We start from the raw sequence: 19,603 nt of genomic DNA, 5'->3' as shown, positions 1-19,603 counted from the left end.
GTTCACGCCATCGCCTCCTCGATCAGCATCGCTTCCGCCTCCGCCAGGATTTCGTCCGCCGCCTCGCCATAGACCGCCTCGCGGCCGATCTCGAGCATCACCGACACGCCGAGCGGCGAGACGTGGTCGAGCGGCTGATGCACGATTCGGCCGCCGATTCGTGTCAGCATCTGACCGAGCCGCTGGATGTCGAGCAAGCCGGTCGCGGCGTCCGCGCGCGCGGCCTTGAGCAGCACATGGTCGGGTTCGTGCCGCCGCAGCACGTCATAGACCAGATCGGTCGAGATCGTGACCTGCCGACCGCTCTTCTCCTGGCCGGGAAAGCGCCGCTCGATCAAGCCCGCGATGATGGCGCAGCTGCGGAAGGTACGCTTCATCAGCGCCGATTCCGCCAGCCACTCCTCGAGATCGTCGCCGAGCATGTCCTGCGCGAACAGATCCTCGAGGCTCAGCGCGCCGCGCGCGACCGCCGCGCTCATGTCGCCGAGGCCCCAGCAGGCAATGCCGTAATCGTTGCAGACGAAGCCGAGCGGCCGCATCTTCGCGCGCTCCAGCCGCCGCGTCAGCAGCATGCCGAGCGTCTGGTGGGCGAGCCTCCCCTCGAAGGGGTAAGCTACGAGATAGAAGCGCCCGCCGCGCGGAAAGGTCTCGACCAGCAGTTCGCCGGGCTTCGGCAGGCGCGATTTCAGGCGCTGGGCATGCAGCCAGGAGGAAACCTCGTCGGGCAGGCTGTTCCATTCCTTCGGGCTGGCGAGCATCGCGCGGACGCGAGCTGCGAGGAAGGTCGAGAGCGGAAACTTGCCGCCGTTATACGAGGGAATCTTCGGGTCCGTGCCGGGAGACGCACGCGAGCAGACGGCCTCGTTCTCGGTGATGCCCTCGAAGCGCAGGACCTCGCCGGCGAAGATGAAGGTGTCGCCCGGCGTCATCGTCTCGGCGAAGTACTCCTCGATCTCGCCGAGCACGCGGCCGCCCCGCGTGATCGTCGAGGGCTGGCCCGGCTTGCCGGCGCGTGCCCGGCCGAGCCGGACCTTCAGCATGGTCGATTCGACGATCGTGCCGACATTCATCCGGTATTGCTGGATCACCCTGGCATTGCTCGCGCGCCAATGCCCGGCCTTGTCCTGCCGGAGCTTGGCGAAGCGCTCATAGGAACGCAGCGCGTAGCCGCCGGTCGCGACGAAGTGCACCACCGCGTCAAAGTCCTCGCGCGCCAGCCCGACATAGGGCGAGGCGGTGCGAACCTCGTCATACAGCGCATCCGCATCGAAGCCGTCGGAGCAGGCGACGCCGAGCACATGCTGGGCGAGCACGTCGAGCGCGCCGATCCGGGCATCGGGCGTGTCCTGCGCGGCCTCGGCGACGGCATCGAGCGCGGCGCGGCATTCCAGCAGCTCGAAGCGGTTTGATGGAACAAGCAGCGCTTGCGAAGGCTCGTCCATACGGTGGTTCGAGCGGCCGATGCGCTGCATTAGCCGGCTTGCGCCCTTGGGGGCGCCGAGATTGACGACGAGATCGACATCGCCCCAGTCGATACCGAGATCGAGAGTGGCGGTGCAGACAACCGCCTTGAGCCGCCCATCCGCCATCGCCGCCTCGACCTTGCGGCGCTGTTGCGCATCGAGTGAGCCGTGATGGAGCGCGATCGGCAAGTTGTCGTCGTTGATGCTCCACAGCGCCTGGAAGGCGAACTCGGCTTGCATGCGGGTGTTGACGAAAACCAGCGTCAGCTTGTGCGTGCGGATCGCGTCATAGATCGCACCCATCGCATGGGCTGTGGTGTGGCCCGCGAGGGGAAGGCGGGTCTCGGTGTGCAGGATGCCGATCCGCGCCGCCGCCCCGCCGGTGACCGTAACGAGCCCTGCCGGGCTCTCGGCGCCGCCGAGAAAACGCTGAAGATCGGCCGGCTCGCGCACCGTCGCCGAAAGGCCGACCGCGCTGACCTCCGGAGCCAGGGCACGCAGCCTTGCCAGGTCGAGCGAGAGCAGGTCGCCGCGCTTCGAGGTCACGAGCGCATGCAGTTCGTCGAGAACGACCCGGCGCAAGCTCGCGAAGAAGGGCGCGGCATCGCGATGCGAGACCAAGAGGGCGAGTTGCTCCGGCGTCGTCAGCAGAATGTCAGGGGGGCGCTGGATCTGGCGCGTGCGCTTGGCCGCCGAGGTATCGCCGGTACGGGTCTCGACGGTGATCGGCAAGCCCATCTCGCGGATCGGAGCCTCGAGGTTGCGCGCGATGTCGACGGCCAGCGCCTTCAGCGGCGAGATGTAGAGCGTGTGCAACCCCTCGCGCTCGCCGCCCCGCTCCGTCAATTCGACCAGCGAGGGCAGGAAGCCGGCGAGCGTCTTGCCGGCACCCGTAGGCGCGACGAGCAAGGTCGAGCGCCCGGCGCGGGCTTCATCGAGCAACGCGAGCTGATGCGGCCGCGCGCTCCAGCCGCGGCTGGCGAACCAGGCAGTGAAGGCGGGTGGGAGCGGGGAGGGCACGGCCATGTCGTCCAGAGATAGGGCGTGGCGTGCGAGAACGAAAGGGGAATGCGAGGGCCTGCCACATCGAACCCGACCCGATGGGCGGTCGGACCGCGTTGCCGCCGCCTCGCGCCTGCCGTGATGATCCTTCAGCTATTGTGGATGGAACGTTGGCGGCGCGGGAGCATTCCATTGGCGCGCCGCTGTGCCGAGACGGCTTCAAGAGGAGCGAAAGGGAGAGCCATGGCGATTGCCAAGAACACGATCTGCCTCTGGTACGACAAGGACGCCGAGGCCGCCGCCCGATTTTATGTCGCAACCTTTCCGGACAGCGTCATGGGGGCAATCCATCGCGCTCCGACGGACTATCCGTCCGGCAAGGCCGGCGATGTCCTGACCGTCGAGTTCACGGTCGCCGGAACGCCCTGCATCGGCCTCAATGGCGGGACGGCTTTTAAGCATAGCGAGGCCTTCTCCTTCCAGATCGCGACCGACGACCAGGAGGAGACCGATCGCTACTGGAGCGCCATCGTCGGCAATGGTGGGAAGGAGAGTGCCTGCGGCTGGTGCAAGGATCGCTGGGGCATCTCCTGGCAGATCACACCGCGCGTGCTGACCGAGGCGATGGCGGCCGGAGGTGAGGAGGCCAAGCGCGCCTTCACCGCGATGATGGAGATGGGCAAGATCGATGTCGCCGCGATCGAGAAGGCCCGGCGCGGCTGAACCTGTCAGAGCCGCTGCGCCACCACCAGCAGGCCCGGGACGGCCTCGCCGCGGTCCTGACGCGTGCTGGCGGGTTCGATCATTAGGGGAGAGAGCTTCGCCTCTTCCAGCCTCTGCCGGAGCCAGCTTTCCGCATGCGCGAACCGACGATCCGCCCCGACGACGACGCCCTCACCCTCATGGCTCTGGACTGTGAAGGCGAACAGGCCGCCGTGCTTCAGGACGCGCGCGCTCTGGGCAAAGGCCGGAGCGAGCTCGCCGACATAGACGAAGACATCGGCCGCGATGACGAGGTCGGCGCAGGCATCAGGGCGGCTGGTCAGGAAGGCGGTGAGGCCCGCCACCGCCAGCTTGTCGTAGAGCGAATCGCCATCGGCCCGCATCTTCGCCCGCGCCCGCTCGATCATCCGTGGCGAGAGATCGCAGCCCGCGAGGAAGCCCGTCTCGTCGCGGATCGCCTCGCCCATCAAACCGGTGCCGCAGCCGAGATCGAGGACGGCATCGAACCGGAAGGGCTTGCGGGCGTTGTCGCAGATGCGGGCCAGCGCGGCCTTCAGCAAGGCGGGAGCGTTGTATTGCAGGGCCTGCGTCAGATGGCTGTCGAAGCGTTCGGCATAGGTGTCGAAGAGGGTGCCGGAAAAATTCTCCGAGGTCGCCTCTTCGGCAGACATGGCGCCGATGCGGGCGAGGTCGAGCCGCGCGCCGAAATGGTCGTTGGGGTCGAGGTCGAGGCATTGCCGCCAGGCGGTCGCGGCGTCCTCCTTGTGGCCGAGCGCTTCCTGCGCCAGCCCGTAGAGATGCCAGGCGGCGGTGAAGTGGTAGGCCTGCGCCAGCGTCTGGTCGAGGATCTCGACGGCGGCCTGGGCGTCGCCCTCCTTGAACGCGGCTTCCGCCCAGGCATAGCGACGGTCGAGCGTCGGGTCGCCGGAACTGGCGAAATGCGCGGTGGAGCTCTTTTCGATCATGCCTGCGGGTCTATCTGAGGAGTATGACACTGGCCAGACCGCACCCGGCTAGGACGATGCGCCCGTCAGAGCTGCTGATCCCGACGCCGGCCGGCCTGTGGTGCCCGCCGGCCGACATCTATGTCGACCCGGTCCGGCCCGTGGCGCGGGCGCTGATCACGCACGGCCATTCCGACCATGCCCGCGCCGGCCACGGTGCCGTGCTGGCGACACGCGAGACGCTCGCCATCATGGCGCTGCGCTATGGCGAGGGCTTCACCGGAGAGCGGCAGGAGGCGGTGCCCGGCGAGACCACACGGATCGCTGGCGTCGATTTCACCTTCGTTCCGGCCGGCCACGTGCTGGGCTCGGCGCAGATCGTCGTCGAGAGCGCCGGCCTGCGTATCGTCGTCTCCGGCGACTACAAGCGCGAGCGCGACCCGACCTGCGCCGGCTTCGAGCCCGTCGCTTGCGACATCTTCATCACCGAGGCGACCTTCGGGTTGCCGGTCTTTCGGCATCCGCCGGCCCATGCAGAGGTCGGCAAGTTGCTGGAGTCGGTCCGCCTCTTCCCCGAGCGGACCCACATCGTCGGGGCCTATTCGCTCGGCAAGGCGCAGCGCGTGATGGCGCTGATCCGCGAGGCCGGATACGAGCGCCCGATCTATCTCCATGGCGCGCTGGAGAAGCTGACGGAATTCTATCTCGCGCAAGGCGCCGTCCTTGGCGAGACCAGGAAGGTCGCGACGGCCGATCGGAAGGCGCTCGGCGGCGAGATCGTGATCTGCCCGCCGAGCGCCACGCAGGATCTCTGGGCGCGCAAATTCCCTGATCCGGTGACGAGCTTTGCCTCCGGCTGGATGCGCATCAGGGCGCGGGCGCGGCAGAAGGGCGTGGAGTTGCCGCTGATCATCTCCGATCACGCCGATTGGGACGACCTCCAGGCGACGATCCGGGAGACCGGCGCTGGCGAGATCTGGGTCACCCATGGCGAGGCCGAGGCGCTCGTCCACTGGTGCGGCACGGTGGGATTGAAGGCGAAACCGCTGCACCTCGTCGGCTATGGCGACGAGGGCGAGGCCGATCCCGTAGGGGAGGCGGCCGATGCTGCGGCCGTCTAGTTTTCGATCAGCGCGAGGCCGTTACGACCGGGCGCGCGGGTGCGGCCATGCCAACCATGGCATTCGCCATGTCGCGGGCGAGGCAGTCATAGCCGGCGTCGCTCATATGGAAGCCGTCTGTCCAAAGCGCCGCCTTGAACGCTTCGGCGTCGGTGCGGTGCCATTCCCGCATCGCCGCATAGCGGGCGAAGACAGGCACCGCCTCGCGGCGGGCAATCTCGCCGACCGCCTCGACATAGGCACCGTAGCGCTGCGGATCGCGGACGGAGGGAAAGAACTGCGGATCGAGGATGGCGAGCGCCGGGCCGGCCTCGCGCACCATCGCGATACCATCCGTGACCATGGCTCTGAAGGCGTCGAGATCGCCGCCCTTGACGGCGTCATTGGTGCCGACCTGCCAGATCACGAGGTCGTAGTGGCGGGTGGCCAATGCGGTCTTCAATCGGGCGAGGGTCTGCGGCGCGGTCTCGCCACCGATGCCTGCATTGACGATCTCGACCTGCGACTTCGGCCAGGCCTTGGCGAGCAGTGCCTGCAGGCGGGCCGGATAGGTCCGGTCCTTGGCGCTGGCGCCGACGCCTTCGGTCGACGAGGAGCCGATGGCGAGGATCGCGAGCGACTGGCCCTGCGAAGCCTTGGTGGAGAGCGGCGCAAGCGTGGCGCTCGAGCGCATGATCGGCGCCTCGCGGCAGGAGAAGCTCGCCGCCTGCGCGGGAGTTCCGGCCGAAAGCGTTGCAGCGATGACAGGCAAAGCAAGGAACCGCATCGCGACGCGCATCGGCATGTCTCTCCCTTGTACCCCTCAGCGGGTAAGGTTTCGTTCATGAATGGCGGCTGAACGATGCAGTGCAGCAAACAGGAAATGGCGAGCCGTGGCCGGCGGGGGACAGCATGAACCGCTTCGCCTGGCTGCTCGATCGTCTGGCCTATGAGCCGCGCCGCAATGCCAAGCTGGCGCTGATCGCGGACTATTTCCGCACGACGCCTGACCCTGATCGCGGCCTTGCGCTGGCGGCGATGACGGGTGGGCTGGTCTTTCCGAACGCCAAGGCCGGGCTGATCCGCGCGCTGATCGCCGAGCGCACCGATCCGGTGCTGTTCGCGCTGTCCTACGACTATGTCGGTGACCTCTCGGAGACGGTCGCGCTGATGTGGCCGGCTCGACATGGCGCCAACGACGTTCCGCATTTGCCGGATGTCGTCGCCGGTCTGCGCAATGCCGGCAAGACGGACCTGCCGCGCCTCGTCGCCTCGTGGCTCGATGCGCTCGACGAGACCGGGCGCTGGGCGCTGCTGAAGCTGATCACGGGCTCGCTGCGCATCGGGGTCTCGGCGCGGCTCGCCAAGACGGCGGCCGCTAATCTCGGCGGTATCGCGCCCGACGAGGTCGAGGAGGTCTGGCACGGGCTGGAGCCGCCCTATCGGGAGCTCTTCGCCTGGCTCGAAGGCAGGGCGCCGCGGCCGGAGGCGACCGATCCCGCCCCGTTCCGGCCGGTGATGCTCTCGCACCCGATCGAGGATGGCGATTTCGAGAAGATGGAGCCGGCCGAGTTCCAGGCGGAATGGAAATGGGACGGCATCCGCGTCCAGGCGACGAGCGGCATGCGACCCGACGGCTCGCGTGTCACGCGGTTGTTCTCGCGCACCGGCGAGGACATCGCCGCGTCCTTTCCCGATGTCGTCGAGGCGCTGACACAGGACGGGGCGATCGATGGCGAACTGCTCGTGCGGCGCGACGAGAGCGTGCAGAGCTTCAACACGCTCCAGCAGCGCCTCAACCGCAAGAGCGTCACAGCCAAGATGCTGGTCGAATATCCCGCCCATATCCGCGCTTACGACTTGCTGGTCGATGGCGATGAGGATCTGCGGGATCTGCCGCTTTCGGAACGCAGGCAGCGGCTGGAGGCCTTCGTCGCCAGGCTGGCGAGCCCGATCGTCGATCTCTCGCCGCCGATCGCCTTCTCGACCTGGGAAGTGCTGGCCGCCGCGCGAGCCGATCCGTCTGCCGCCGGGGCGGGCGCGGATGCCGAGGCGGTCGAGGGCTGCATGATCAAGCGGCTCGGATCGCCCTATCTGCCGGGGCGCCCCAAAGGGCATTGGTGGAAATGGAAGCGCGAGGCCAGGCTCGTAGATTGCGTGCTGATGTATGCCCAGCGCGGCCACGGCAAGCGCTCCTCCTTCTATTCCGACTTCACCTTCGGCGTCTGGCGCGCCGGTGAGAGCGGGGCGGCCGAGCTGGTGCCGGTCGGGAAGGCCTATTTCGGCTTCACCGACGAGGAACTGCTCGAGCTCGACCGCTATGTACGCAAGCACACGCTGAACCGCTTCGGGCCGGTGCGCGAGGTCACGCACAACGCCGAAAGCGGGCTCGTTTTCGAGGTTGCCTTCGAGGGGCTGCAGCGTTCGACGCGGCACAAATCCGGTCTCGCGATGCGATTTCCCCGGATCAGCCGCATCCGCTGGGACAAGCCTCCCAGCGAGGCCGACCGCATCGAGGCCCTGGAAGCACTACTGCCGCCCTCGTGAGGACAGGCCAGGCGGGCTCGCCATTTGTCGGAATTGCTACCGGACGCCGGATGGTTCACAGCCTTTGCCGCGGGCCACGATGCTCCATGGCCGATTTGCTTGAGATCATAGCCCTGCTTGAGGCAGGATGTGGGCAGACATTGAGGATGGTTCCCATGAAACGGCAGCCTTCGACGCGGATCGTGATCGCGGACGATCATCCGCTCTTCCGGGGGGCGCTGCGGCAGGCCGTCTCGACGGCGATCGAGGGCGCCGATGTCAGCGAGGTCGGCTCACTCGAGGCATTGACGGAGGCGCTAGACAGCGGCGGCGATGCCGATCTCGTCCTGCTCGACCTGACCATGCCGGGCGTACAGGGCTTCTCGGGCCTGCTCTTCCTGCGCGCCGATCACCCCGAGGTTCCGGTCATCGTCGTCTCGGCCAATGACGACCCCGCCGTCATCCGTCGCTGCATCGAGTTCGGCGCGCTCGGCTTCTTGCCGAAGACGGCTGATGTCGAGCAGATGGGCGAGGCGATCCGGGCCGTGCTCGAAGGTGGCGTCTGGACGCCGCCGGGCATTGATCTCAACGCCCCCGTCGATGCCGAGACGGCGACCATGGTCCGCAATCTCTCGACGCTGACGCCGCAGCAGGTGCGCGTGCTGATGATGCTGTCGGAGGGGTTGCTGAACAAGCAGATCGCCTATGAACTCGGTGTCTCCGAGGCGACGGTGAAGGCCCATGTCTCGGCGATCCTGACCAAGCTCGACGTTGACAGCCGCACGCAGGCCGTGATCGCGGCCGCCAAGATCGCCGGCACGGCCTGGGCCACGGCGGGGGCCTCCGCCACCTCGTGAGGCCGGGGCTTCGCCGGTTGACAAGCCGTTCAGCCCCGGTTCAACCGTCCGGGGCGCAGATGGGTGCGTATCGGGGATAGATCGGCCATGGCCAACGGCAATATCGAACGCTTTCTCGGCGGCTCGCCGCTCGCCGTGTTGGTGCGCCTGCTCTTCATCTCGCTGCTGGTCGGTGCTGCGATGGCCTTTCTCGGCCTGTCGCCCCGCGGTCTCTATGAGGCGGCGGCGCGCTTCATCCGCTCGCTGGGCAATCTCGGCTTCGGCGCGGTGCGCGAAGTCGGCCAGTGGGTCATCGCCGGGGCGCTGCTGGTCGTGCCGCTCTGGCTTTTGTCGCGGCTTTTCGCGGCGCGTCGCTGACCGCTCCTACAGCGCTTCGCCGCGCGCGATCGCAGCTGCGTCGCGGCCGACCAGCGCTCCGAGCCTCGGAAGCCCGGCCTTGCGCGCCTCGGCGGCGAGGCCTGCCTTGACGGTCTTCACCAGCCCCGGCCCCTTGAACACCATCGCCGAGTAGAACTGCACGAGATCGGCCCCGGCGCGGATTTTGGCGAAGGCGGTCGCAGCCGAATCGATGCCGCCGACGCCGACTAGCGGGAACTGCCGCTCGACACGCAGGAAGGTCTCGGCGAGCAGCTTTGTCGAGGCCGTGAAGAGCGGCTTGCCCGAGAGGCCGCCGGTCTCGTTCTTCGCTGCGCTGCGCAGGCTCTCCGGCCGGGCGATGGTCGTGTTGGAGACGATCATGCCGTCGATGCCGCGCCGCCGCGCCACAGCGACCATGCCGTCGAGTTCGGGCAGGGTCAGGTCGGGAGCGATCTTGAGCAGCATCGGGGTGCGGCGGCCGCCCTGGGTCGCCTCGTCGCGCGCCTCGATCGCCCGTGCGACCAGCTCGTCGAGCGCCGATTCTGCCTGCAGGTCGCGCAGGCCCGGCGTGTTGGGCGAGGAGACGTTGATCGTCAGGAAGTCGGTGACGGCCGCGAGCCGGCGCGTCAGCACCGCATAGTCGGCGGCGCGATCGGCCGATTCCTTGTTGGCGCCGAGATTGACGCCGACGACGCCGCCGCGCGCGCGCCGGGCCGCCAGCCGCTGCGCCACGACCTCCATGCCGTCGCTGTTGAGGCCGTAGCGATTGATCACCGCTTCGTCCTCGGTCAGCCGGAACACCCGCGGCTTCGGATTGCCGGGCTGGGGCAGGGGAGTGACGCCGCCGACCTCGACGAAGCCGAAGCCGAGGCCGAGCGCACCGTCGACCGCCTCGGCATGCTTGTCGAAGCCGGCCGCGAGCCCGACTGGGTTGGTGAAGGTCTGGCCGAACGCCTGGGTGGCGAGGACCGGATCGTCTCCACTTGGCCGCAGGGCCGGCGCTGCCGCCAGGGCCGCGACCGTCAGGCGATGAGCGGTCTCGGCATCCATCCGGTGGATCAGCGGACGCGCGAGGTTGAACAGCGAATCGATCACGCGATGTCCTCCGGAGTCATAGGCAACCCGTCCCGGCCCAATGGCAGAGCCTGAACCCAGCGGATGGCCTTGGTGTCGAGCGTGGCATAGAGATGCGGAAACAGTGCGCCGCCGCGCGAGGGCTCGTATCGCAGGGCCTCGCCGAGCCTCCCATCATCCACCGCGATCAGCAGCAGGCCAGGCTGGCCGGCGAAGTGCTTCGCTGCGGTTTCGCGAAGCTGAGACCCGGTCGACAAATGGATGTAGCCGTCCGCAAGGTCGATCGGAGCGCCGGAAAAGCGCCCGGCGGCTTCCGCTTCTCGCCAGAGCGCGTCGGGGCAGATCTTGTAGATGAGGGGCACTGGAAACCTCGCCGGAGGGGATTGCGGACGGCATAGCGGCTGTCAGGAGGGTTCGGCAATTTTAATCCGCATTCCCGCAGAAATCAGATTGAAATCTTATATGATAGGGGATATTTCCTATTTCTGTCCCCGCCCGACGGCAACATCTCCTGCAGGGGTTTCACAGTGCTGTCCCACGACCAGATCTGGAGTGCGATCGACACGCTCGCGCAGCGCTATGGCTTCACCGCCTCGGGGCTGGCGCGCAAGGCGGGGCTCGACGCGACCACCTTCAACCGCTCCAAGCGCGTCGGGCCGGACGGGCGCGAGCGCTGGCCCTCGACCGAATCGATCGCCAAGATCCTCGCGGCGACCGGCGCCTCGCTCGACGAGTTCATGAGCGTGGTGATGCGGCGCGGGGCAGCGCCGGTCCGCACAATTCCGCTGATCGGCTTCGCCCAGGCCGGCTCGGGTGGCTTCTTCGACGATGGCGGTTTCCCGGTCGGCACGGGTTGGGAGGAGGTCGCCTTCCCCGGCGTCGCCGACGAGAAGGCCTATGCGCTGGAGATCTCGGGCGATTCGATGCTGCCGCTCTATCGCGACGGCGACACCATCATCGTCTCGCCGACTGCAACTGTCCGGCGCGGTGACCGCGTCGTGGTCAAGACGGTCGAGGGCGAGGTCCTGGCCAAGCAGCTCAAGCGCCAGACGGCGAAGACGGTCGAGCTTGCCTCGCTCAATCCCGATCATAGCGACCGCGTGCTCGGCCTCTCCGAGATCGCCTTCATGGCCCGCGTGATCTGGGCGAGCCAGTAGGCCCGGCTTCGCCGTCAGGCTGCCGCTTGCCGGCGCAGCGGCAGCGTGACCTTGAACACCGCGCCGATATCCGATGGTTCGAGCGTGATCGCGCCGCCATGCAGCCGTACCAGTTCGGCCGCGACCGCAAGTCCGAGCCCGGTGCCGCCGGGCGTGACAGAGCCGCGAAAGGCCTGGAACAGGTTCGCCCGCGCCCGCTCGGGCACGCCGGGGCCATTGTCGACGACGCGCAAGGTCACCGAGCCATTGTCGCGCTCGGCCTTGACGGCAAGCGACCGCTGCCGGCCGTCCTCGGCCCCGGCCTGGGTCAGCGCCTGCACCGAATTGCGCATCAGGTTGAGCAGCACGCGCGCCATCTGGTCGGGGTCGCAAGGTGCGATCAGTTCGGCGGGGACGTCGTTGCTGAAAAGCGTCTGCGACGTTTCGGAGAGGCCGAGCATGTCGGCCTGGTCGGCCACCAGCTGGCGCAGCGCCACGTCCTTCAGAACGGGCGTGGCCTCGGCCGCCCGGCCATAGGCCAGTGTCGCCTGGCAGAAATCGATGGCGCGGCCGAGCGTCGCGATCAGCCGCGGCGCGAAGCGCTTGATCTTGGCGTCGCGGGTCTCGACGAGCCGGTCCGACATCAATTGCGCCGCCGCCAGCATATTGCGCAGGTCGTGGTTGATCTTGCTGACCGCGAGGCCAAGCTCGGCCAGGTGCTTCTTGGTCCGCAATTCGCCCGCCAGCGTCATCTGCATGCGGGCGAGCGCACGCTGGGCCTCGCCGATCTCGTCGGCGCGCTGCGTCGGATCGATGATCCGGTGCGGGTTCTCCGGATCGACCTCGAACTCCATGACATTGGCAGCGAGCTGGCGGATCGGCCCGACGATCATCCAGTTCAGCGCGATATAGACGGCGACTGCCGTCAGCCCCGAGATCAGCAGCGAGAGCAGCAGCAGATTGCCCGAGAATTTGAGCATGGCACGCCGCAGCGGCGCCTCGTCGATGACGAGTTCGACGAAATCGGCCCCGCCGACGGCCTCGCCGATCACCCGGATCGGCATCTGGGCCGGCGGCAACACCAGCGTCTCGAGCGCTTCGCCAATCGCGTCGAGCCAGCCGAGTGTGCGCAGGTCGACCGTCCGCGAGACGGCCGCGGGCGGCATCGAGTCGAGGCTGAGGAGGCGGCGCGCACCGCCGACGCGCGCTGCGATCGCACGCGCGCCGACGCCCATCAGCAGGCGGTTCTCGCTGCCCTCGGGCAGACCCTCCTGCGGGGCTCCCTCCAGCACCAGCACCGCAATCTGGGCCGCCGCGAGCCGGTCGTTCAGCCAGTTGCGCCGGAAATTGGCGACCGACGGCAGGTAGATCAGCACTTCCGCCAGCATGACGAAGAGGACCGTCAAGGCGAGCAGCTTGGCCGAAAGCCCGAGCCGCGTCAGGCTGCGCGGCAGGCTGACGGAAAGCTGGCTTGTATCGGGTTCATAGGACTGCATCGGCGCCGATCCTAGCCGAAACGGCGCAGGAAGCCGATGAGGCGGCGCAGGACGGGCTTCGCCGCCAGCGGCGCGAGGAACGAGGTCGCCGCGCGCCTCGAGACCTCGGACAGGGCCGGATACGGCACGACGAGTTCGGCCATGTCCTGTGCGCTCATTCCGTGCTTGAGCGCCAGGCACCAGGGGGCGATCAGCTCGCCCGCCCTCGCTCCGACGATGGTGACGCCGAGCAGGCGTCCCTTCGCATCGGTGACGAGCTTGACGAAACCTTCGGTCTCGCGTCCGGCCTGGGCGCGTTCGCCTTCGGCATAGGGCCAGCGCAGCACGCGGATGGCCCCGGCCTTGGCGCGCGCTGCGTCTTCGGACAGGCCGACGCCGGCAAGCTCCGGCCGGGTTTGCGTCAGGCGCGGCACCAGGCCCGCATCGAATCGGCCGGGCTGGCGGAACAGCGCATTGCGCAGCACGAGCCGGGCCTGTTCTTCTGCGACATGCCCGCCGCGGATGATCGCCGAAGCACCTCCAACACAGTCGCCGATGGCATAGACGCGGCGATTGCTGCTGCGCAGGCCCCGATCGACGCGGATGCCGCCGCCCTCGACGGCGATGCCGGCGAGTTCGAGATCGAGCGTCTCGATCGCGGGGACGGGAGCGGTCGCGATCAGCAGATGCGCGCCCTCGATCGCCTGCTCGGCGCTGTCGTCGCCACGGGTGACGACGAGACGCACCCCGCCCCTGACGGATTGTGCCCGCAGGACCTGTGTCCGCTCATGCAGGGCGACGCCTTCCCGCAGCAGCGCCCGGCGTAGGATGGCGACGGCTTCCGGGTCTTCGCCGCCGAGCAACTCGGTGGAATCGATCAGCGCGACCTCGCTGCCGAGCCGGACCATCGCCTGTGCGATCGCCGTGCCGGTCGCGCCCCCGCCGAGCACGATCAGGCGTCCGGGCCGGCGCGTCGCCGTCGCCAGGCTCGCATCGGTCAGGCAGGCAATCGTATCCAGTCCCGGGGTCGGTGGCGCAGTGTTGCGGGCGCCGGTCGCGATGACGAACCGCCGCGCCTTGATCGTCTGGTCGCCCACGGCGACGGTGCTGCGGCTGATGAAGCGACCTTCGCCGCGGATGACGGTCGCACCCAGCGCCGTCATCCGCTCGGCCGAGGCATTGGGAGCGGCCGCGGCCAGGACGCGCTGGACATGGTCGTGAAGCTGGGCGTCGTTGACCTCGGCCTCGCCGGCGGCGATGCCGAACTGGCGCGCGTCACGGATGGCTTGCGCGCGCGCCCCGGCCTCGGCCAGCGCCATCACCGCGCTGCCACCGGCCGGGCCACCCATCCTGTCGCGCTCGATGATGACGACGGAGACCCCGAATGCCGCTGCCGCCGTCGCAACGGCCAGCCCTGCCGTGCCGGCTCCGATCACGCAGAGATCCGGCGTCAGGGCAGCTGGCTTCGCCGGGGAGGGCGCATCCAGGCTCACGCCGCTTCTCCCGCCCTGCCGAGCCATGGCTGGTCGTCACGCTGGCCTGACCGGCCAGGTCGTGAGGGAAGCCGGCGTTCGGGCAAGATCATGCTGACTCCCAGGCTGCTGACTGATTCCAAGGATGCTGATGCGTTGCCAGATGAGCGGAATCAAGACCGCATTGGCCGTAAGTGGATGAGAAGGGGCACTTTGGCGAGGGTACGGTGTGCCCGTGCCGCGCTCAGGCGACGTTGCGGCCCTTGCGCTGCGTGAAACTCGCCAGCGGCTCCGGCCTGCCGAAGAAATAGCCCTGGGCGCGCTGGGCGCCGAGGAGCTGCACGGCGATGCGCTGCTGTTCGGTTTCGATGCCCTCGACGACGACATTCATCGAGAGGCGGCGCGCAAGCTGGCAGACCGCCTCGATGATCGCCTTCGAGGCTTCGCTGGAATGCACGGTCCGGGTGAAGCTCTGGTCGATCTTCACCTGGGCGAAGGGGTAGGTCGAGAGATAGGCCAGCGAGGAGTAGCCCGTGCCGAAATCGTCGAGCGCGAAGGTGACGCCCAGCGTCCTCAGCTCGTCGATCACGCCGAGCGTCGTCTTGTTGTCCTCGATCAGCAGCGATTCCGTGACCTCGAGCGTCAGGCGGCGCGAGCTGAGATTGGAGGCGATCAGGGCATCCTTCACCGCCTCGACGATGCGGCGCGGCTCGCGGAACTGCAGCGGCGAGATGTTGACGGAAACGCCGACATTCTCCTCCCAGCCGGCGGCGTCCTTGCAGGCCTGACGGATCGCCCAGTCGCCGATCGAGGCGATCAGCCCCGACTGCTCCGCCACCTGGATGAATAGGCCGGCGGGAACCATGCCGCGCGTGGGGTGGCGCCAGCGCATCAGCGCCTCGCGCGAGACGATATCGCCTGTGCGCAGGTCGATGATCGGCTGGTAGTAGAGTTCCAGCGAGCCATCCTCGCAGGCCTTGCGCAGATCGACTTCGATCTCGTGCCGCTCGAGCATCTCCTCGGCCATCGCCGGGTTGAAGAACATCAGCGTGTTGCGGCCGGCAGCCTTGGCCTTGTAGAGCGCGGTGTCGGCATGACGCAGCAGATCGGCCGGCGTCGCACCGTCGAACGGCGCCATGGCGATGCCGATGCTGGCAGTGACGTAGACCGTCTTGTTGTCGAGCAGGAACGCCTTCGACATGGCGTCGATCATGCGTTGCGCGATCATGGTGACCGCGGCGTGGTTCGCGGCAGGCAGGATCAGCAGGAACTCGTCGCCGCCGAAGCGCGCCAGCACGTCGCTGTCGCGGATCGTGCTGCGCAGCCGGTTCGCGGTCTCCATCAGGACCCGGTCACCGATGTCGTGGCCGAGATTGTCGTTGACCTGCTTGAAGCCGTCGAGGTCGACATAGAGCAGCGCAAAGGACTCGCCGGTGCGCTCCAGCCGGCCGAAGGCTTCGGCGATGTTGCTGTTGTACTCGAACCGGTTGGCGAGTCCGGTGAGCTCGTCGAAGCGCGCCATCTGCTCGATGCGCGCCTCGGTCGCCTTGCGCTCGGTCGCATCCTCGGTCGACATCAGCACGCCGCCCTCGGCCGCCGGCGCGAAGGTCACGACCAGAACCCTGCCGCCACGCGTCTGGATCTCGCGGCTCGTCGTTTGCTGCGTGCCCTGGATTTCGGCCAGCGCCTCTCTCAGGTCGCGCAACTGGCCGGCGGCGACAACCTGCCGTTCGACCAGGAAGCGGCCGATCGCGGTGATCGGCGTGCCGGGCAGGGCAAGCGTCTCCGGCAGACCATAGAGCGCCTGGTGCGGCGCGTTGCTGACCGCGAGCTTGAGGTCGCGGTCGAACATCGCCAGCCCGTGGATCATGGTGTTGAGCGCGGCGTCGAGCGTCAGGTTCTGAGAATGCAGGGCCGAGGCCAGCGCCTTGGATTGCTTGGTCGCATCGCTCAGGGCGAGAAGATTGCGGTGCAGGGAGTTCGTGATGGCGATGTTGGCTGCCACGTAGAGAAAGGCGAAGTAGCCGATGTACTGGTAGTAGTCGTTATGGGCCTGGATCAGGCCGATCGCCATTGGCACGCAGAAGGTCAGCAACTGCACCGCGACGAATTTCGGCCGGCCGGCATTCCGCGAGACATAGCCGGACGCGATCGCAATGGTCGACGAAACAGACGTGATATGGGCTGCGGCGTCGTCCGTCAGGGTCAGGGCGGCATAGCAGCTGTAGCCGAGCACCCCGGCGAACGCGGTCGCTCCCAGGAAATAGTCCCGGTCCCAGCGCCGCGTTTCCAGATATCCGTCCCGGGAATGGTCGGTCCTGCGATAGGAGACGAAGGTCAGTAGCCGCAGCAGGACGACGATGCTGACGAGGATGGTCAGGTCCAGAAACAGCTCGAGGCCGGTCGAGATCCAGCACAGAAACGGCGTCAGGATGCCGGCGACGCCGCCCGGAATGATCGAGGCCGGCGAAGAAAACAGCGAACTGACCAGCAGTGCGTAACCGGGCAGGTCGAAACCTTCGCCCGGATCACGCGCTCTGGCGTTCCACAGTCGCTTGAGCGCGCCCGCCATTCAAATCCTGCCCTGGCGGTCGCTGAGAAGGCGTGCCGAGAGCGCCCGCAATCCCCGCCGCTTGGACGATTTAGGGGCTGAGAGGTAAATGTTTCGTGATTAGAGCAGCTTCAGGGTGTAAAAGCGGCTTCCGCAGGGTCACGCGCTCAGCGGCAAGGCGGCTGATACGGGCCGCAGATAGACCCGTGAAAGCATGCGGTCCTGCGTCTGCGCGATCCGCTGCAGCTTCGAGATCGCGCTCGGGTTGAGCCTCAGCATGCAGTCGGTCCAGATCTGGCCGAGATGATCGAGTTCCTCCTGGAGATTGCCGGCGCGGCGATTGAAGGCGGAGAAGAGCGCAGTCTTCGCGGCATGGATCGGCAGCGAGTCATGCGCATATTTGCGGATCCAGGCCTCGCCCGTCCCCGTCGGCACGACGGCCTCCAGCCCGCCCGCATCCATGAATTCCTGGGCGGTCATCTCCTCGCCGGAGAGCAGCATTTGCTCGGCGGCGCGCGCCCCCATGCGGCGCGACAGGATCGCGACCGCGGTGATCGGGAAGTGGTTGAACTTGATTTCCGGGTAGACGAAGGAGGCCTGCTCCTCGGCGATCATGACATTGCATGAGCGCGGCGCATCGATGCCGCCGCCGATGGCCTTGGCGTGGATCGTCGACAGCGTCACCACGAGGCCGTTCAACCCGCTCGCGTTGAGGACGGCGCCTGCGCTCGACAGGCGCGCATACTCGGCCAGCGCCGCGCGATCGTTCTTGGCCAGGCAGTCCAGGTAGAAGTCGAGGTCGCCACCGAGCGTGAAGAACGGCCCGGCCCCGCGGAAGGCGAGAAAGCGCACCGGAGCGCGGTGATACTGGTCGGGCGCGCCCCACAGGGCGGAGATCGCGGTCTGGATCTTTACCAGGCTGTCGAGGAGCTGAAGCGTGAAGACCGGCTTCAATTCTGGGCGGATCGTGACCCAGAGCGTCTTGATCTCGGGTTCGTAGGCGATCTGCGTTTCCGGCAGGAACCCCGCCTTGTGGCGGATCGCATCGATGACTTCGCAGCTCTCGAGAACGGCAGCAGGCGTGGCGTCCATGACCGAAGCAGAAGACTGGAACATGCCGCTGATCCCCGTTGCCACACGCCAAGCGCGATGGCCACAAGGTAGGTGAAGTTAATAAACTGTAAACGGAATCTCGTGGAAATGGTTAATTACATTAAGCTTTATTCCCTAACGTCATCTTTTGGCCTTCGACCTGTGCCGCAATCGGACACTGGGGAGCCCATGCGCTCTCGATGGCAAATGCCATGCCTTTGCTGCCGCGCCGCGCTTGTCCAAATCGGTGCATGCGGCTAACCATGCGCCGCGAATTCGCCGTGTTCCGAGCGTTGAACCCCGGTACCGAGTTGTTGCCGTGAACCGTCAGACAGCCGCAGACGACGAGAAGAGGGCGCGCCTCGCCGCCGCCCTTCGGGAGAACCTGAAGCGCCGCAAGGCGCAGGCCCGAGGTCGTCGCGCGGAAGAGACGTCCGCGCAGGAGCCCGAACCGCAAGCCCAGGCCGAGCCCAACCGGTCCTGACCCGAATTTTCCAGGTGCCACCGGCGTTCGGCCGGCCGGCTCAGCAGGACCTGACGATGGACAAGATCCGCATCACCGGCGGCCAGCGCCTCAATGGCTCGATTCCGATTTCGGGCGCGAAGAACGCCGCATTGCCGCTGATGATCGCGAGCTTGCTGACGGACGAGACGCTGACGCTCGCCAATGTGCCGCGCCTCTCCGATGTCAGCGCTCTCTCGCGCATCCTGTCGAACCACGGCGTCGATCGCTCGATCGCCGGCAAGCGCATCGGCCAGTCCGCCGAGACTGGCCAGACGATCGCACTGACGGCCCGCCAGATCGTCGATACCTGCGCGCCCTACGAGCTCGTCTCGACGATGCGCGCCAGCTTCTGGGTGATCGCGCCGATCCTGGCCCGCATGGGCGAGGCCAAGGTCTCGCTGCCCGGCGGTTGCGCCATCGGGACCCGGCCGGTCGACCTGCTGCTGATGGCGCTGGAGAAGCTCGGCGCCGAGATCGAGATCGAGAACGGCTATGCGCTCGCCCGCGCGCCCAAAGGTCTCAAGGGCGCCGAAATCGTCTTCCCGAAGGTGACGGTCGGTGGCACCCACACGGCGCTGATGGGCGCAGTGCTCGCCCAGGGCACGACGGTGATCGACAACGCGGCGCGCGAGCCCGAGGTCGTCGATCTCGCCGCCTGCCTGATCAAGATGGGCGCGAAGATCGAGGGCGCCGGCACGAGCCGGATCGTGGTCACGGGCGTCTCTCGCCTGGGCGGAGCCCATCATGCCGTCCTGCCCGATCGCATCGAGACCGGCACCTACGCCATGGCCGTGGCGATGACCGGCGGCGACGTGATGCTGGAAGGGGCACGGGCCGATCTGCTGCAGTCGGCGCTCGACGTCCTGGTCAAGGCCGGCGCCGAGGTCAGCTCGACCAATGAGGGCATTCGGGTCCGCCGCAACGGGCAGGCGCTCGAAGCCGTCGACATCGATACGGATCCCTTCCCGGGCTTCCCGACCGACCTCCAGGCCCAGTTCATGGCGCTGATGACGAAGGCCAAGGGCACGTCGCGCATCCGCGAGACGATCTTCGAGAACCGCTTCATGCATGTGCAGGAGCTGGCGCGGCTCGGCGCGAAGATCCGGCTCGATGGCGATGCCGCCTATGTCGACGGTGTCACCAAGCTGACCGGTGCACCGGTGATGGCCACCGATCTGCGCGCTTCCGTCTCGCTCGTCATCGGCGGGCTTGCCGCCGAAGGCGAGACCATGATCAACCGTGTCTACCATCTGGACCGCGGTTTCGAGGCGCTCGAAGCGAAGCTCAGCCGCTGTGGCGGCCAGGTCGAGCGCATCTCCGGTTGAC

At 67.5% G+C, this 19,603-nt stretch carries 16 protein-coding genes; 7 read left to right on the top strand and 9 right to left on the bottom strand.

The window, feature by feature from the left end; genetic code table 11:
* Positions 1-2: 2 nt before the first annotated feature.
* On the bottom strand, positions 3-2,489 hold the full coding sequence (locus VGN82_RS21005; protein ID WP_327528989.1) for a ligase-associated DNA damage response DEXH box helicase: 2,487 nt from the start codon (positions 2,487-2,489) through the stop codon (positions 3-5).
* Between the two features lie 219 nt (positions 2,490-2,708).
* Between VGN82_RS21005 and VGN82_RS21000 the strand changes: the two genes are divergently transcribed.
* A complete protein-coding gene (locus VGN82_RS21000) occupies positions 2,709-3,188 on the top strand; it encodes a VOC family protein (protein WP_327528988.1) in 480 nt (159 codons plus the stop codon).
* Positions 3,189-3,193: 5 nt separating this feature from the next.
* Here VGN82_RS21000 and VGN82_RS20995 read toward each other — a convergent pair whose 3' ends face one another.
* Positions 3,194-4,153, bottom strand: a complete 960-nt coding sequence (locus VGN82_RS20995; RefSeq protein WP_327528987.1) for a class I SAM-dependent DNA methyltransferase — start codon at positions 4,151-4,153, stop codon at positions 3,194-3,196.
* A gap of 56 nt (positions 4,154-4,209) precedes the next feature.
* On the opposite strand from VGN82_RS20995, the gene VGN82_RS20990 reads away from it, so the two are divergent.
* Entirely contained in the window at positions 4,210-5,253 is a 1,044-nt protein-coding gene (locus tag VGN82_RS20990; protein ID WP_327528986.1) for a ligase-associated DNA damage response exonuclease, read from the top strand.
* A 7-nt stretch (positions 5,254-5,260) separates the two neighbouring features.
* Here VGN82_RS20990 and VGN82_RS20985 read toward each other — a convergent pair whose 3' ends face one another.
* The gene (locus VGN82_RS20985; protein WP_327528985.1) at positions 5,261-6,037 is read right to left on the bottom strand and encodes an SGNH/GDSL hydrolase family protein; all 777 of its coding nucleotides are present in this window, start codon (positions 6,035-6,037) and stop codon (positions 5,261-5,263) included.
* A 107-nt stretch (positions 6,038-6,144) separates the two neighbouring features.
* Here VGN82_RS20985 and VGN82_RS20980 point away from each other — a divergent pair, with 107 nt between their 5' ends.
* The 3 genes from VGN82_RS20980 (at position 6,145) to VGN82_RS20970 (ending at position 8,972) form a co-directional block, all read left to right on the top strand.
* The gene (locus tag VGN82_RS20980) at positions 6,145-7,779 is read left to right on the top strand and encodes a cisplatin damage response ATP-dependent DNA ligase (protein ID WP_327528984.1); all 1,635 of its coding nucleotides are present in this window, start codon (positions 6,145-6,147) and stop codon (positions 7,777-7,779) included.
* Between the two features lie 155 nt (positions 7,780-7,934).
* On the top strand, positions 7,935-8,615 hold the full coding sequence (locus tag VGN82_RS20975; RefSeq protein WP_327528983.1) for a response regulator transcription factor: 681 nt from the start codon (positions 7,935-7,937) through the stop codon (positions 8,613-8,615).
* An 87-nt stretch (positions 8,616-8,702) separates the two neighbouring features.
* The gene (locus VGN82_RS20970) at positions 8,703-8,972 is read left to right on the top strand and encodes a DUF6460 domain-containing protein (RefSeq protein ID WP_327528982.1); all 270 of its coding nucleotides are present in this window, start codon (positions 8,703-8,705) and stop codon (positions 8,970-8,972) included.
* A 6-nt stretch (positions 8,973-8,978) separates the two neighbouring features.
* Here VGN82_RS20970 and VGN82_RS20965 read toward each other — a convergent pair whose 3' ends face one another.
* Entirely contained in the window at positions 8,979-10,067 is a 1,089-nt protein-coding gene (locus VGN82_RS20965; protein ID WP_327528981.1) for a quinone-dependent dihydroorotate dehydrogenase, read from the bottom strand.
* The gene (locus VGN82_RS20960; RefSeq protein ID WP_327528980.1) at positions 10,064-10,408 is read right to left on the bottom strand and encodes a DUF952 domain-containing protein; all 345 of its coding nucleotides are present in this window, start codon (positions 10,406-10,408) and stop codon (positions 10,064-10,066) included. Before VGN82_RS20960 ends, VGN82_RS20965 begins: the two co-directional genes overlap by 4 nt.
* 165 nt (positions 10,409-10,573) lie before the next feature.
* Here VGN82_RS20960 and VGN82_RS20955 point away from each other — a divergent pair, with 165 nt between their 5' ends.
* The gene (locus VGN82_RS20955) at positions 10,574-11,203 is read left to right on the top strand and encodes a S24 family peptidase (RefSeq protein ID WP_327528979.1); all 630 of its coding nucleotides are present in this window, start codon (positions 10,574-10,576) and stop codon (positions 11,201-11,203) included.
* Between the two features lie 14 nt (positions 11,204-11,217).
* On the opposite strand, the gene VGN82_RS20950 is transcribed toward VGN82_RS20955, so the two are convergent.
* The 4 genes from VGN82_RS20950 to VGN82_RS20935 form a co-directional block, all read right to left on the bottom strand.
* The gene (locus tag VGN82_RS20950) at positions 11,218-12,678 is read right to left on the bottom strand and encodes a sensor histidine kinase (protein ID WP_327528978.1); all 1,461 of its coding nucleotides are present in this window, start codon (positions 12,676-12,678) and stop codon (positions 11,218-11,220) included.
* A gap of 11 nt (positions 12,679-12,689) precedes the next feature.
* On the bottom strand, positions 12,690-14,150 hold the full coding sequence (locus tag VGN82_RS20945; protein WP_327528977.1) for a dihydrolipoyl dehydrogenase family protein: 1,461 nt from the start codon (positions 14,148-14,150) through the stop codon (positions 12,690-12,692).
* Between the two features lie 223 nt (positions 14,151-14,373).
* Positions 14,374-16,701 carry a putative bifunctional diguanylate cyclase/phosphodiesterase gene (locus VGN82_RS20940; RefSeq protein ID WP_327528976.1) on the bottom strand — a complete coding sequence of 776 codons (2,328 nt, stop codon included), beginning with the start codon at positions 16,699-16,701 and terminating at the stop codon, positions 14,374-14,376.
* Positions 16,702-16,839: 138 nt separating this feature from the next.
* Positions 16,840-17,796 (bottom strand): enoyl-CoA hydratase-related protein, encoded by a 957-nt coding sequence (locus tag VGN82_RS20935; RefSeq protein WP_327528975.1) that lies wholly within the window; start codon positions 17,794-17,796, stop codon positions 16,840-16,842.
* Positions 17,797-18,312: 516 nt separating this feature from the next.
* Between VGN82_RS20935 and murA the strand changes: the two genes are divergently transcribed.
* Positions 18,313-19,602 carry a UDP-N-acetylglucosamine 1-carboxyvinyltransferase gene (gene murA, locus VGN82_RS20930; protein WP_327528974.1) on the top strand — a complete coding sequence of 430 codons (1,290 nt, stop codon included), beginning with the start codon at positions 18,313-18,315 and terminating at the stop codon, positions 19,600-19,602.
* Position 19,603: the final 1 nt, after the last annotated feature.

Origin of the sequence: Allobosea sp. (genome assembly GCF_035999205.1) — a bacterium.
Lineage (GTDB): Bacteria > Pseudomonadota > Alphaproteobacteria > Rhizobiales > Beijerinckiaceae > Allobosea.
Note: the sequence above shows the minus strand (reverse complement) of the source record. Positions and strands in the feature narration are given on the sequence as shown.